This window comes from Erwinia sp. AC075 (assembly GCF_979253995.1).
This window is the reverse complement of sequence record NZ_CEEDEU010000001.1, coordinates 2720143-2734375: the sequence shown is the minus strand read 5'-3', so window position 1 is coordinate 2734375 and position 14233 is coordinate 2720143. Positions and strand designations below refer to the sequence as shown.

Sequence of the window (14233 nt, the reverse complement as noted above, 5' to 3'; positions counted from 1 at the left end):
GACACAAGGACTTTGACCATGAATGATGCCGTAGAGAAAAAAGAGTACAGCTTTAACAAAAACTACCCACGCGATCTGCGTGGCTATGCCGGCAATCCACCCCATGCGGCCTGGCCGGGCAACGCGCGGATCGCCGTGCAGTTTGTGCTGAACTATGAAGAGGGTGCAGAGAACAACGTGCTGCATGGCGATGCGGGTTCCGAACAGTTCCTGTCCGATATTATCGGCGCGGCAAGCTATCCCGAGCGTCATATGTCGATGGACTCGCTGTATGAATACGGTTCTCGTGCCGGTTTCTGGCGCATCCATAATGAGTTCCAAAAGCGCGGATTGCCGCTAACGGTGTTCGGCGTGGCGATGGCGCTGGCGCGTCATCCCGAGATTGTTGATGCTATTAAGGCTGCCGATTACGACGTGGTCAGCCATGGCTGGCGGTGGATCCACTACCAGTCGATGGATCCGAAAGCGGAACGTCAGCATATGCAGCAGGCGGTGGATACCTTAAAAGATCTGTTTGGCAAAGCGCCGACGGGTTGGTACACCGGACGCGACAGCCCGAACACCCGCAGGCTGGTGGTTGAGCAGGGCGGATTCACTTACGACAGCGACTATTATGGCGACGACCTGCCGTTCTGGACGCAGGTCACCTGTCAGGATGGCACGGTGAAGCCGCATCTGATCATCCCATACACGCTTGAAACCAACGATATGCGCTTCGCCACGCCGCAGGGCTTCAACACCGCAGAGCAGTTTTATACCTATCTGAAAGACAGCTTTGATGTGCTGTATGAAGAGGGCGAAACCGCACCGAAGATGCTGTCGATTGGCATGCACTGCCGCCTGTTGGGCCGTCCGGGTCGCTTCAAGGCCTTGTTGCGCTTCCTGGATCATATTCAGCAGCACGAAAACGTGTGGATTTGTACGCGTCAGCAAATCGCCGAGCATTGGGTCAAAACCCATCCCGCGCCGACGGAGTGAGTCTGCAAGCGGGTGGCCTGAGAAATCGGGCCACCGGGATCGGCTATCCGGGCCAGATGGTTACATCCGGCCCGGATTCGCCTGCTTTATACCATCAAACTGACCTGCGCGGCCACGATGCGCCAGCCGCACGGCAGCTTGACCCAGGTCTGTTGCTGACGGCCAATTTTATCCGTTCCTTCGCGGGTGAATTCGGTGCTACACACCGCATAATCTTCGCCAAAGGTGGTGATCACCGTATTGCGCAGATCGCGGTTCAAGCCGGCTGACGGGCGTGACGCGCGATATTCTCTGATCTCCTCAATGCCATACAGATTCTCACCGGCACCCAAACGCACGGTGCGATCGTCATGCCAGAACAGCTCATCCAGCACCCCAGTATCATTGCTGATCAGGGCTTCTTCATAGCGGTAAAACGCGGTGGTGACTTCAGCCAGAATCGCCGGGCGATCGATATATTCACTCTTCATTAGTTTGCGCTCACGTTGACGGGGGCTGCTTGCGCAATGCCCATTTTTTCCAGTGCCCATGCGGCACGCAGACAGGCCTCTTCTTTGAACGGTGCCGCAATCAGCTGCAGACCGATCGGTAAACCGCCCGGCGTTTGCAGCGGCACGGTGGTCACCGGCAAGCCGAGGAACGAGATCGGCTGCGTCAGCATACCCATGCTGGCGCGGATCGGCAGATCGGTGCCATTGATGTGCATAGTTTCCTGGCCGATAAGCGTTGCGGTACTCGGCGTCGCGGGCGCGATCAGCACGTCGAACTGCTCAAACAGCGGCAGGATCTGCTGCTTAAAGTGATGACGGAACCGCTGTGCCTGCACATACCAGGCTGACGGGATCATCGCACCCGCCAGTAAACGCTCGCGCGACAGCGGTTCAAAGCGTTCAGGCTGGGTACGCAGCGCCGGGAGATAGTGGTTGCCGCCCTCAGAGGCGGTAATGATAAACGCGGCAGTGCGCGCCAGCTCCGCTTCCGGGAACAGCACTTCATCCTGCGCGTTCAATGCGTTAGCCGCAATTGCGACCGCTGCGCGGGCGTCTTCACTGCACCAGGTCTGGAAATAGCCGCCCAGCACGCCGCAGCGCAGGCCTTCAGGGCCATGCTCAAGCAGGCGATGGGCGGGATGAATGGCTTTCTCCGCCTGGAAGCTGTCCTGCACATCGCGTCCCTGCAGCACATCGTAGACGACCGCCAGGTCTTCCACCGAGCGGGCAAACGGACCGATGTGATCCAGACTGGCGACAAACGGATGGCTGCCGCTGCGGGACAGGCGACCAAAGGTCGGTTTCAGGCCAAAAATGCCACACAGCGAAGCCGGTACGCGGATCGAACCGTTGGTGTCGGTGCCCAGCGAAAAGTTAACCAGACCTGCCGCAACGGCGGCAGCGGAACCACCGGACGATCCGCCTGCGATCCGCTGCAGATCGCGGGGATTTTTGGTCGCGCCATAATGGGTGTTCTCGGTGGTGAAACCGTAGGCATAGGCATCCATATTCAGCATGCCGGAGAGCAGGGCGCCCGATTCGCTCAGTTTATTCACCGCAAAGCCATCCTGCTTTGCCGGCTGACGATCGCTGAACAGGCTGGCACCGGCGAGGGTGGCGTGCCCGGCAACATCAAACAGATTTTTCACCGCATACGGCACCGCGGCCAGCGGCGGCAGCGCACGGCCTTCTTTACGCAGACGATCGAGGCGATCGGCTTCGTTCAGCATGCGATCCTGCGTCACTTCCGTCCAGGCGTTGATCGCCGGGTTGGCGGCTTCAATATGACTCAGCGTCTGCTGCGCGATTTCGCGGGCGCTGAGCTCGCCTTTCGCCAGCGCGCCCTGAATGTCGGTAATGGATAATGAGGCCGGATTCATGCTTTATACACTCCTGCCACTTCCAGACGGTCATCCAGCGGGAACGCCATCAACGGGGCGGCCATTCCGGCGATGCGGGTAAACTGCACTAACAGTTCGGCACGTCGCTGCTCGTCCAGCGGCACGCCTAGAACCTGTTCCATTTGTGCCACGTAGGCTGCCCAGTCGGGCGAAGTTTGCTTCATGATCCTCTCCTGTTAAAAACCGGCAGCGCTGCCGTTGCTTCTTGGGTCACATGCCCCTTCCAACATGCCGTTGGTATGACGGACGATGGCGCCGGCGTGACCAACGGCCTCGCTGTAATCGGGCAGCGCTTCAACGTCGTGACCCAATGCGCGAAGTTGTGCAAAGGTGTGTTCAGAAAAACGGCTTTCCAGCTTCAGTGAATCGGAGGCCTGGCCCCAGGTGCGGCCGAGCAGCCAGCGCGGCGCGCTGATGCACTGCTGAAGCGGCATCCCCTGAACCACGTGACGGGTGAAAATGGCGGCCTGCGTTTGCGGCTGTCCATCTCCGCCCATCGACCCATACACCATGGTGCGGCCATCATTCAGGCGCGCGGCGGCAGGATTCAGCGTATGGAACGGCTGTTTGCCGGGCACCAGCGTTAACAGATGGTCAGGATCGAGGCTGAATGCCGCGCCGCGGTTCTGCCAGGTAATGCCGGTGTCGGGCAGCACCACGCCGCTGCCAAACTCGTGATAAATGCTCTGTATAAATGACACGGCCATGCCGCTGCTGTCCATCACGCCCATCCACACGGTGTCGCCCGGACCTTTGCCCGTTCCCCAGGGCGTGGCTTTCTGCTCATCGACCTGGTTCGCCAGGGTGGCCAGCACGTCGGAATCCAGCAGCGCCTGCATCTCTTCGCGCATATGCAGCGGGTCGGTGATGTAGCGATCGCGCAGGCTGAAGGCGAGTTTGGTCGCTTCGACAATGCGGTGCACGGTCTGGGCTTCATCGGCTTCCGCCATATTTAAGCGGTCGGTAATGCCAAGGATCGCCAGAGACACCAGCCCCTGGGTTGGCGGCGTCATATTGTAGACCTCGCCATACTCATGCTGAATACGCAGCGGCACCCGGCGCTTAGCGCGGTGATTATTCAGATCTTCCAGCGTGACCGGCATCCCCAGGCGCGACATCTCGCTGGCCAGCTTATTGGCCAGCGGACCGCGATAAAAACTCTCCAGCCCGTCTTCCGTCAGCAGACTGAGGGTATTCGCCAGCTCCGGCTGGGTGAAGCGGCTGCCCGCTTTCGGCACTTCGCCATCCGGCAGGTAGGTGTGAGCGAAGCCAGGCTGCTTCGCCAGCTCATGGTATTTGCTTTCGGTGGCGGCAGACTGTGACTGGGTGACGGGAATGCCATCGGCAGCATACCGGATGGCATCGGCCAGTAACCGGGCAACCGGGGTGGGCGTGCCGCCAAACTCAGCTGAAATCGTTAACGCTTCAGCCCAACCGCTGACGGTGCCGGCCACGGTCAGCGCCGCTTTAGGACCACGATGCGGAATCGACGCGAGGCCCTCGTAGAAGGCGCGATCGGCGAGCGAACCGGCAGCGCCGCTGGCGTCGATGGCAATCGGGTCACCCTTTGGCGGCACGATCAACCAGAAGCCGTCTCCGCCCAATCCATTCATATGCGGGTAGACCACGGCAATGGTCGCGGCGGCGGCCACCATCGCTTCAATGGCATTGCCGCCTTCGCGTAAGACGGCCAGCGCGCTTTCACTTGCCAGATGGTGCGGTGCCACGGCCATGCCCAGCGGGGCGATATTACTCTGAATCATTCCAGTCTCTTTTTTTAGGGTTACAGGGGAACAAGGAAGCAAGAGATGTTCCAGTTTTTCAGGATCAGGGCGCTTAAGCGTGGAAAACTGCCGGCCGGCGCGGAAGAGAGAGACAAATTTCTCGTCTGACGGCAGAATGACTTCCCCGGATGGGCACGTTATTTGTATATGTTAGGTTCTCTGAAACAAAAGTTACAAGGTCAATACCATGAAGCAGCTCGATGAACGTCTCAGAAGTCACTATCCGCAGCTCTCGCCGCAGGAGCAACGGGTAGGGGATTTTGTTTTCGATCACTTTGATGATTTGATCAGCTATAACAGCGCCGAGCTGGCCCGCCTGAGCGGCGTATCCAAGGCGACGGTCAGCCGCCTGTTCAAGCGCTTAGGCTATGAAAAATATAAGGATATGCGCGACGAACTGCGCACGCTGCGTCAAAGCGGGATGCCGTTAACCGACAACCGTGACGCCGTGCAGGGCAACACGCTGCTGGCCCGCCACTACAAGCAGGAGATGGCCAATCTCACCCAGTGGGTTAACGAGGTGGATACCGCTCAGTTTGGTGAAGTGGTTCAGCATCTGGCCAACAGCAAGCGCGTATTTGTCGTCGGGCTGCGTAACGCCTATCCGGTGGCGCTGCACTTCCGCCAGCAGTTACTGCAGGCGCGGGGCGGCATTCAGGTGCTGCCGCAGCCAGGCCAGACGCTGTCTGAAGAGCTGGTGGAAGTGACGCAGGAGGATATGGTGGTGGTGCTGGCCTTCCGTCGCCGTCCCCGTATTATCAAGCCGTTACTGCAACAGCTGCAGCATGACGGCATCCCCACGCTGGTGATCTGTGAACCGCAGGCGCAGGCCATTATTGCGCTGGCCCGCTGGCAGCTTTGTGCTCCGCTGGACAGCGTCTCCGCCTTTGACAGCTACGCCTCGGCCAACAGCTTAATCAACCTGCTGGCCAATGCCGTGCTGCATGAACTTTTAACCGAAGGACGCCAGCGCATTCATCAAATCGCCGACCTTTACAGCCATCTGGACGAGCTGGAACAGCGCTAATGGGGCACCATTTTGGTGCTTTGCCTGTTTATAGGGCGCTGGCCGATCGCTAAACCCTTTCATCATACCCGCCCGATTCACGCGGGCTTCTGGCGCAATAGCAAACGATTGCCTGGCAAGTTACTGCCACTAAAACCTTAACTTCCGGTTTCAACGCGGTTTTTATCGCCCGATTTTCCCCGCGATCCCGCACGCGGCTCGCCGCCGCAAAAAATTCTCCGCCTTTTATTCTCGCTGGCACATTAGTTGCAAATAAATTCTTCAAGAATCTTTCGTTTCATGTTTTATTACTCGGGGAACACCTAATGAAGAAAGCATTACTGGCAATGGTTGGCGCGGCACTGATGTTGACGCAGGTGACGCAGGCAATGGCCGATCAGCTGCAGGACATTGAAAAACGTGGCGTTCTGCGCGTGGCCGTTCCTCAGGACTTCCCGCCATTTGGCTCAGTCGGCACCGATTTGCAGCCGCAGGGCTACGACATTGATATGGCGAAATACCTGGCGAAGCAGATGAAACTTAAGTTGCAGCTGGTGCCGGTGACCAGCGCCAACCGCGTGCCTTATCTGCAGACCGACAAGGTGGATCTGGTGATCTCCAGCATGGGTAAAAACCCGGAGCGTGAGAAAGTTATCGCCTTCAGCCGGGCCTATGCACCGTTCTTCCTCGGGGTGTTTGGACCGAAAGACGCGCAGCTGAAAGATGCCGCGGCGTTGAGCGGCAAAACCATTGGCGTGACGCGCGGTGCGGTGGAAGACATGGTGCTGACCGATGTGGCACCGAAAGACACCCAGCTGAAGCGTTATGAAGATAACAACACCACGCTGTCTGCCTACCTGTCGGGTCAGGTGCAGTACGTGGCGACCGGCAACCTGGTGGTGGCGGCGATTGCCCGCCAGAATGCCGACAAAGCGCCGGTGGCGAAATTTATGCTGAAAGATTCACCGTGCTTTATCGGCATGCGTAAAGATGAGCCGGCACTGAAAACCAAAGTCGACGCGCTGATTGAGCAGGCGATCAAAGACAAAACGCTGAACGGTCTGTCTGAAGAGTGGTTGAAAGCGCCACTGCCTGCAGATCTGGGCGCGTAAGGGCAGGCAATGATTGGGCAACTGAACTTTCCCGCTCTTTGGCCCTACTGGCCGGAACTGCTTTCCGGCCTGTGGGTCACCATCCAGCTGACCGTACTGGCTACCGTGGGTGGCGTCTCGCTGGGGATCCTCGGCGCCGCGCTGCGTAGCGGCAAGCCCTCGCTGGTGAGTCGCCTGTGGGGCGTCTATGTCGAGCTGATCCGCAACACTCCGTTTGTGGTTCAGCTGTTCTTTATCGTCTTTGGCCTGCCAAATCTGGGGCTGAAGCTGACCGCTGGCGAGGCGGCGCTGCTGGCGATGCTGATTAACCTCGGCGCATACAGCACCGAGATTATCCGCGCCGGCATTCAGGTAACGCCGAAAGGGCAGTGGGAAGCCGGCCGCGTGTTGGGCTTAACCCGACTGCAAACCTTTATGCGGGTGGTGCTGCCGCCGTCGCTGAAGCGCATTTACCCGGCGCTGGTCAGCCAGTGCATTATCGTGATGCTCGGCTCGTCGGTGGTGTCGCAGGTCTCTTATGAAGAGCTGACCTTTGCCGCCAACCTGATCCAGTCGCGCACGTTTTTAAGTTTTGAAGTCTATCTGGTGACCACGCTGATCTATCTGGCGTTGTCGATTGTGATGCGTCAGCTGTTGCTGGCCGCAGGCCGTAAATGGTTAGGGAGCGCCCAGGGATGAATACCTTTACCGATTGGGACATTCTGCGCAATTTGCTGCTGGCTGCCCGCTGGACGATTTTACTGTCGCTGACCGCGTTCTTTGGCGGCACGGTGGTCGCGTTGCCGCTGGTGATGGTGCGGTTAACCCGCCGCCGCTGGCCGAACCGCCTGATCCGCGGCTACATCGAACTGTTTCAGGGCACGCCGCTGCTGATGCAGCTGTTCCTGGCGTTCTTTGGCGTGGCGTTATTTGGCATTGATGTGTCCCCATGGACCGCGGCCTCGCTGGCGTTAACCTTTTACACCAGCGCGTTTCTGGTGGATATCTGGCACGGCAGCATTCTGGCGCTGCCAAAAGGGCAATGGGAAGCCTCACGCTGTCTGGGCCTGAACTTTGGTCAGACCTTATTTCGCGTGGTATTACCGCAGGCGTTGCGGATTGGCATTGCGCCCACCGTCGGCTTTGCCGTTCAGGTGATTAAAGGCACCGCGCTGGCCTCGATTATCGGTTTTATCGAGCTGACCAAAGCCGGCACCATCCTGAATAACGTCACCTATCAACCGTTCAAAGTTTTCGGGCTGGTAGCGCTGGGCTACTTCCTGATGTGTTATCCGCTGTCCCGTTACAGCCAGTACCTGGAGAAGAAATTCAATGCCGCTCATCACCATTAATCAGGTGCAGAAATATTATGGCGAGAACCACGTGCTGAAAGGCGTGGATCTCGATATCGATATGGGGCAAGTGATCTCCATTATCGGCCGCAGCGGCTCGGGCAAAAGTACCTTGCTGCGCTGTATGAACGGACTGGAAGGCTATCAGGAAGGCAGCATCAAGCTGGGTGGCATGACCATCACCAACCGCGATTCACAGGCGCGTGAAATCAGCAGTTCAATCGGCATGGTGTTCCAGAACTTCAACCTGTTCCCGCATATGACCGCGCTGGAAAACGTGATGCTGGCCCCGCGCCGCGTATTGAAAAAGAGCGAAGCGGAATGCCGCGCGCTGGCCGCCCAGATGCTGGAAAAAGTCGGCCTGGGCGACCGTATGGATTACTTCCCGGCCAACCTGTCCGGCGGACAGCAGCAGCGCGTGGCGATTGCCCGTGCGCTGGCCATGACGCCGAAAGTGCTGCTGTGTGATGAAATCACCTCGGCGCTGGATCCGGAGCTGGTGGGCGAAGTGCTGAAGGTACTGGAGCAGTTAGCCAAAGAAGGCATGACCTTAATCCTGGTGACCCACGAAATGAACTTTGCCCGTGAAGTGGGCGACCGCGTGGTGTTTATGCATCAGGGGCGGGTCTGGGAGCAGGGCGACAGCAAAAGCCTGTTCGCCAATCCGCAGACGCAGGAACTTAAACAATTTATCTCCTCGGTGCGTGGCTTAAGTTAACCGCGCCGGTTCAGACCAAAAAGGAAAGAGCAGATGGATATCACCAAATACCCACAGATTAACCCGCCACAACGCCTGTTGATGGGGCCGGGACCGATCAATGCCGATCCGCGCGTGCTGCGCGCGATGTCCAGCCAGCTGCTGGGACAGTACGATCCGGCGATGACCCATTACATGAATGAAGTGATGGAACTGTATCGCGGCGTATTTCGTACCGAAAACAAATGGACCCTGCTGATCGACGGCACCTCACGCGCCGGGATCGAAGCGATCCTGCTGTCGGCGATCCGCCCTGGCGATAAGGTGCTGGTGCCGGTGTTTGGCCGCTTTGGCCATCTGCTGTGTGAGATCGCCCGTCGCTGCCGGGCAGAAGTGCACACCATTGAAGTGCCATGGGGTGAAGTCTTCACGCCGGATCAGATCGAAGACGCGATCAAAAAAGTGAAACCGCGCCTGCTGCTCACCGTGCAGGGCGATACCTCGACCACCATGCTGCAACCGCTGGAAGAGCTGGGCGCGATCTGTAAAAAATACGGCGTGCTGTTCTACACCGATGCCACGGCGTCGTTTGCCGGTAACGCGCTGGAAACCGATGCCTGGGGACTGGATGCGGTCTCTGCGGGCATGCAGAAGTGTCTTGGCGGCCCTTCGGGCACCTCGCCAGTGACCTTAAGCGCGGAGATGGAAGCGGCGATCCGCAAGCGCAAATGCGTTGAGGAAGGCATTCGTACCGCGGCCCATCAGGACGGCGATGACGAGATGATCTACTCAAACTATTTCGATCTCGGGATGATCATGGATTACTGGGGACCGGAGCGGTTAAACCACCACACCGAAGCCACCAGCGCGCTGTTCGGTGCGCGTGAGTGCGCGCGTCTGATCCTGCAGGAAGGCCTCGATAACGGCATCGCCCGCCACAAGCTGCATGGCGATGCGATGCTGAAAGGCATTCAGGGGATGGGCCTCGCCACCTTCGGCAACCTGAAACACAAAATGAACAACGTGCTGGGCGTGGTGATCCCGGAAGGTATCAACGGCGACCAGGCGCGTAAGCTGATGCTGGAAGACTTCGGCATTGAGATCGGCACCTCGTTTGGTCCGCTGCACGGCAAAGTCTGGCGCATTGGCACCATGGGCTACAACGCGCGTAAAGACTGCGTGATGCAAACCCTCAGCGCGCTGGAATCGGTGCTGACCCATCTGGGCTACAAAACCCCGCAGGGCGCGGCGATGCAGTCCGCCTGGGATCATTACGCCAACGGGAGCAACTGATGAGCGACGGCCTGATGAATGCCGCCAGTGCGGCGCAGGCGGCCGCCCGGGTGATGGCGCGTTGCGATCGGCTGGCGGAGATCAGCGAAACGCCCGGCATGCTGACGCGCGTTTACCTGTCACCTGAGCATATGCAGGCCAATGCGCTGGTGGGCGAGTGGATGCGCGAAGCCGGGATGCGCGTCTGGCAGGATAGCGTCGGCAATATCTGCGGACGCTACGAAGGGCTGGAAACCGGGGCGCAGGCGCTGCTGCTGGGATCGCACCTCGATACCGTACGCAATGCGGGCCGCTATGACGGCATGCTGGGCGTCCTGACCGCCATCGAAACCGTGCAGGCGCTGCATCAACAGCAGCAACGCCTGCCGCTGGCGATTGAAATCGTCGGCTTTGGCGATGAAGAAGGCACCCGTTTCGGTATCACCCTGCTCGGCAGCCGTGGCATTACCGGCACCTGGCCGGAAAGCTGGGTCACCCATCCGGATGGCAACAGCATTACCGTCGCCCAGGCGATGGCCGATATCGGGCTGGACGGTGAAAAAATCCAGCAGGCGGCCCGCGATGTCAGCGAGATTGTCGCCTATCTGGAACTGCATATTGAACAGGGACCCTGTCTGGAGCAGGAAGACCTGGCGCTGGGCGTGGTGACGGCGATCAACGGTGCCCGCCGTCTGAACTGCCAGTTTGTCGGCGAAGCCGGTCATGCTGGCACGGTGCCGATGTCGCACCGCAAAGACGCGCTGGCGGCGGCGGCCGAATGGATGGTGTTTATCGAGCAGACCACGCCGAAACACAGTCCTCAGCTGGTGGCGACGGTGGGCACGCTTCAGTGTTCACCTGGCGCGGTAAACGTGATTCCGGGCGACGTTGCCCTGACGCTGGATGTGCGTGGGCCGGAAGATCTGCCGCTGGCGGAACTGCTGTCCGATCTGCTGACTCAGGCCGAAGCCATTGCGCTGCGCCGTGGGCTGACCTTCAGCGCCGAAGAGTATTATCATATCCCGGCGACGCGCTGTGATGACGGCCTGCAGGCGGCGTTAAGCCGCGCCGTTTCCGGCGTGCAGGGTCGCAGCGTCTCATTGCCGAGCGGTGCAGGACACGACGCCATCGCCATTGCCGAACGCTGGCCGGTCGGCATGCTGTTCGTGCGTAACGATCGCGGCATCAGCCATCATCCTGCCGAGGCGGTAATGGAAAAGGATGTGGCGCAGGCGATCCAGGCGTATACCCGGGTGGTGTTTGACGTGGCATCCGGAGGCGTGAAATGAGCCTTGAACAGTTTAATCAGGCCCCGGCAGCGGACGCGAAGCAGCAGATTGCGCACTGCGTGGCGATTGCCGACTGGTCTGAGGCACTGGTGGCCGCCAGACCGTTCGCGTCACTGGCATCGCTGCTGACCACCGCTAACGCACTGGCCGGAGAGTGGGACGCGCAGGCGCTCAACCAGGCGCTGTCAGCCCATCCCCGCATTGGTGAAAAAGCGCAGGGAACAGGTAAAGAAGCCACGCTTTCCCGTGGCGAGCAGTCGAGCGTTAACGCAGACGATCTGGCGCTTAAACAGGCCCTTCAGGCGGGCAATACCGCCTATGAAGAACACTTTGGCCGGGTGTTTTTGATCCGCGCGAAAGGCCGTAGCGGCGAAGAGATGCTTTCAGAGCTGGTCCGGCGGCTGACGAACGATCCGCAGCAGGAGCAGCAGGAAGCCCTGCAGCAGCTGCGAGAAATTACGCTGCTGCGTTTGAAGGAGACTTTTGCATGAACACCATTACCACGCATGTGCTGGACACCGCAGTAGGCAAACCGGCCACCGGCGTGTCGATTTCACTGGAGCAGCACGGCAGCAACGGCTGGCAGCCGGTCAGCAAAGGCATTACCGATGCTGACGGCCGTATCAAGGATTTAACCCCGCAAGGTCTGGGTGCGGGTCAGTATCGGCTGGTGGCCGACCTCGCCAGCTTCTTTGCCGCCAGCGGGCGCGAAACGCTGTATGCCAGCGCGCAAATTGACTTCGTATTGCCCGAACAGGGTGGGCATTACCATCTGCCGTTCCTGATTTCACCCTGGTCGTGGTCCACTTACCGCGGGAGCTGATTCAGCACGCCTTTCCCGCGTACCGCTTACAGGCTAAAGGCATCGGCATCGCGCCACGCGGGGAATCTCTCGCGGTATTCGCGCAGGTTCTCCAGCGACAGCTCGGCATTCAGAATGGCTGGCTGATGAGCTTCGCCGGCTGACAGGATTTCACCCTGCGGGTTGATAATCCGGCTGTCGCCGCTGTACTGCTGGTTATTGCCATCGGTGCCGACGCGATTGCATCCGGCGATATACGCCTGGTTTTCAATTGCGCGCGCCAGCAGCAACGCCTGCCAGTGCGCGGCACGCGGAGCAGGCCAGTTGGCGACGTACAGCGCCAGGTCATAATCGTTGCTGTTGCGGGAAAATACCGGGAAACGCAGGTCGTAGCAAACCTGCGGCAGAATACGCCAGCCGCGCCATTCAATGATTTCACGGCGATCGCCGGCCAGATAGTGATGATGTTCATCGGCCATGCGGAACAGGTGGCGTTTATCGTAGTGGTGAACCTTGCCTTCCGGCTCAACCAGCAGGAAGCGATTCACCGCGCCTTTTTCGGTCTGAATCGCCGCGCTGCCGCCGACCATCGCCTTAGTGGCTTTCGCCTTCGCCTGCAGCCATTCGATCACCCGCGCCTGTGGCAGCGAGCTTTTGGCCGCTTCCATCGCGAAGCCGGTGGTGAACATTTCCGGCAGGATTATCAGATCCTTGCCATGCAGATCCGCTAACAAGGTGTCGAAAAAGGCGAGGTTCGCTTCGCCATCCATCCACACCAGCGGTTGCTGTAATACCGTCAGGTTTAAAGTTGACACAGGCGCTCCGCAGCAGCAATCAGCGTGGCTTCCTGTTTGGCGAAGCACAGGCGGATCAGTTTATGGGGGAAGGCATCCGCACAGAACACCGACAGCGGAATGGCGGCGACGCCCACTTCCTTGGTCAGCCACTGACAGAATTCGACGTCGTTGAGGTCTGAGACCGCACTGTAATCGGCCAGTAAGAAATAGGTGCCTTCACACGGCAGCACTTCCAGGCGGCTTTTGGCCAGCGCCTGCACGAACACATCGCGGCGGGCACGATAGAAATCCGGCAGCTCGCGGTAATGCTCAGGCTCTGCGGTCAGCATATCGGCGATCGCCAGCTGCGCCGGGGTGTTTACCGAGAACGTCAGATACTGATGCACCTTACGCACTTCCGCGGTCAGCGCCGCCGGGGCCACGCAGTAACCCACTTTCCAGCCGGTCATATGGAAGGTCTTACCGAATGACGACACGGCAATCGCCCGCTCGCGCAGCTCGGCATGCGCCAGCACGCTGGCATGACCCTCAGGATCAAAGCAGATGTGCTCATACACTTCGTCACTCAGCACATAGATTTCCTGCGCTTTTACCGCCTGCCACAGCGACTCAAAATCGCTTTTCTGCCAGACGGTGGCGGAAGGATTGTGCGGCGTATTCAGGATCACCAGTCGGGTGCGCGGTGACAGCAGGGCAGAGAACGCCTGCCAGTCGACGCGGAATGCCGGCGGCTGCAGCGCAATGCGTTTCATCACGCCACCGGCCAGCGTCACCGCCGGGGCATAGCTGTCATAACTTGGGTCGAAACAGATCACTTCATCACCCGGACGCACCAGCGCGGTGATCGCCGCATACAGCGCTTCGGTTGCGCCAGAGGTCACCGTCACTTCGCTGTTGCTGTCAGGCTGGTAGCCATACAGCTCGGCGGTTTTGGCCGCAATGGCATCACGCAGCGGCTGGACGCCGCTCATCGGCGCATACTGATTCGCACCCTGGCTGACATGGTGCGCCAGGCGGGCTTTCAGATAGTCCGGGCCGTCGAAATCAGGGAAACCCTGCGACAGATTGATGGCGTTATGCTGCTGCGCCAGGGCGCTCATTTGCGTGAAGATGGTGGTGCCCAGAGCAGGCAGTTTGCTCTCGGGAACGCGTGGTGTCTGGCTCATGAATGTTAACCCTTGAATAACGGTTTTTATGATGTGTTAACCCTGTGTTGCTGCCACTATAGCGTCGATGCTACTATTTGGCAATCGAGACGCTTAGACGTCTAAATG

Annotated in this window: 16 protein-coding genes; 10 read left to right on the top strand and 6 right to left on the bottom strand. The window is 59.2% G+C overall.

Features of this window, described 5'->3' with window-relative positions; translation table 11 throughout:
* Positions 1-18 precede the first annotated feature (18 nt).
* A complete protein-coding gene (puuE, locus tag AC0IXH_RS13050; RefSeq protein WP_338571027.1) occupies positions 19-978 on the top strand; it encodes an allantoinase PuuE in 960 nt (319 codons plus the stop codon).
* Positions 979-1064: 86 nt separating this feature from the next.
* Here the strand turns inward: puuE and hpxZ are convergent, their stop codons facing one another.
* From hpxZ to AC0IXH_RS13030, 4 genes are read right to left on the bottom strand one after another with little or no spacing between them, the layout of a single operon-like run.
* Complete coding sequence (gene hpxZ / locus AC0IXH_RS13045; RefSeq protein WP_134823525.1) at positions 1065-1448, bottom strand: oxalurate catabolism protein HpxZ; 384 nt, start codon at positions 1446-1448, stop codon at positions 1065-1067.
* The gene (locus AC0IXH_RS13040; protein WP_471720547.1) at positions 1448-2848 is read right to left on the bottom strand and encodes an AtzE family amidohydrolase; all 1401 of its coding nucleotides are present in this window, start codon (positions 2846-2848) and stop codon (positions 1448-1450) included. Before AC0IXH_RS13040 ends, hpxZ begins: the two co-directional genes overlap by 1 nt.
* On the bottom strand, positions 2845-3033 hold the full coding sequence (gene hpxX / locus AC0IXH_RS13035; protein WP_013200890.1) for an oxalurate catabolism protein HpxX: 189 nt from the start codon (positions 3031-3033) through the stop codon (positions 2845-2847). Before hpxX ends, AC0IXH_RS13040 begins: the two co-directional genes overlap by 4 nt.
* Positions 3034-3045: 12 nt before the next feature.
* Positions 3046-4632 (bottom strand): gamma-glutamyltransferase family protein, encoded by a 1587-nt coding sequence (locus AC0IXH_RS13030; protein ID WP_471720546.1) that lies wholly within the window; start codon positions 4630-4632, stop codon positions 3046-3048.
* A gap of 208 nt (positions 4633-4840) precedes the next feature.
* Between AC0IXH_RS13030 and hpxU the strand changes: the two genes are divergently transcribed.
* The 9 genes from hpxU (at position 4841) to uraH (ending at position 12183) form a co-directional block, all read left to right on the top strand.
* A complete protein-coding gene (hpxU, locus tag AC0IXH_RS13025) occupies positions 4841-5680 on the top strand; it encodes a MurR/RpiR family transcriptional regulator HpxU (RefSeq protein ID WP_013200892.1) in 840 nt (279 codons plus the stop codon).
* Positions 5681-5985: 305 nt separating this feature from the next.
* Positions 5986-6771, top strand: coding sequence for a transporter substrate-binding domain-containing protein (locus AC0IXH_RS13020; protein WP_013200893.1), 786 nt, complete (start codon positions 5986-5988; stop codon positions 6769-6771).
* Between the two features lie 9 nt (positions 6772-6780).
* Positions 6781-7449 carry an amino acid ABC transporter permease gene (locus AC0IXH_RS13015; protein WP_134823530.1) on the top strand — a complete coding sequence of 223 codons (669 nt, stop codon included), beginning with the start codon at positions 6781-6783 and terminating at the stop codon, positions 7447-7449.
* Positions 7446-8102, top strand: coding sequence for an amino acid ABC transporter permease (locus tag AC0IXH_RS13010; protein ID WP_013200895.1), 657 nt, complete (start codon positions 7446-7448; stop codon positions 8100-8102). The genes AC0IXH_RS13015 and AC0IXH_RS13010 overlap by 4 nt, the downstream gene beginning before the upstream one ends.
* Positions 8083-8820, top strand: a complete 738-nt coding sequence (locus AC0IXH_RS13005) for an amino acid ABC transporter ATP-binding protein (RefSeq protein ID WP_041691915.1) — start codon at positions 8083-8085, stop codon at positions 8818-8820. The genes AC0IXH_RS13010 and AC0IXH_RS13005 overlap by 20 nt, the downstream gene beginning before the upstream one ends.
* A gap of 33 nt (positions 8821-8853) precedes the next feature.
* Positions 8854-10092: a pyridoxal-phosphate-dependent aminotransferase family protein gene (locus tag AC0IXH_RS13000; RefSeq protein ID WP_013200897.1), complete on the top strand. Its 1239-nt coding sequence runs from the start codon at positions 8854-8856 to the stop codon at positions 10090-10092.
* Positions 10092-11360, top strand: a complete 1269-nt coding sequence (gene hpxK / locus AC0IXH_RS12995; protein WP_471720545.1) for an allantoate amidohydrolase — start codon at positions 10092-10094, stop codon at positions 11358-11360. The genes AC0IXH_RS13000 and hpxK overlap by 1 nt, the downstream gene beginning before the upstream one ends.
* Positions 11357-11851 carry a 2-oxo-4-hydroxy-4-carboxy-5-ureidoimidazoline decarboxylase gene (uraD, locus tag AC0IXH_RS12990; protein ID WP_471720544.1) on the top strand — a complete coding sequence of 165 codons (495 nt, stop codon included), beginning with the start codon at positions 11357-11359 and terminating at the stop codon, positions 11849-11851. Before hpxK ends, uraD begins: the two co-directional genes overlap by 4 nt.
* A complete protein-coding gene (gene uraH / locus AC0IXH_RS12985) occupies positions 11848-12183 on the top strand; it encodes a hydroxyisourate hydrolase (protein WP_471720543.1) in 336 nt (111 codons plus the stop codon). The genes uraD and uraH overlap by 4 nt, the downstream gene beginning before the upstream one ends.
* Positions 12184-12209: 26 nt before the next feature.
* Here uraH and AC0IXH_RS12980 read toward each other — a convergent pair whose 3' ends face one another.
* Entirely contained in the window at positions 12210-12977 is a 768-nt protein-coding gene (locus tag AC0IXH_RS12980) for an amidohydrolase (RefSeq protein ID WP_471720542.1), read from the bottom strand.
* Complete coding sequence (locus AC0IXH_RS12975; RefSeq protein WP_471720541.1) at positions 12965-14125, bottom strand: pyridoxal phosphate-dependent aminotransferase; 1161 nt, start codon at positions 14123-14125, stop codon at positions 12965-12967. Before AC0IXH_RS12975 ends, AC0IXH_RS12980 begins: the two co-directional genes overlap by 13 nt.
* Positions 14126-14233: the final 108 nt, after the last annotated feature.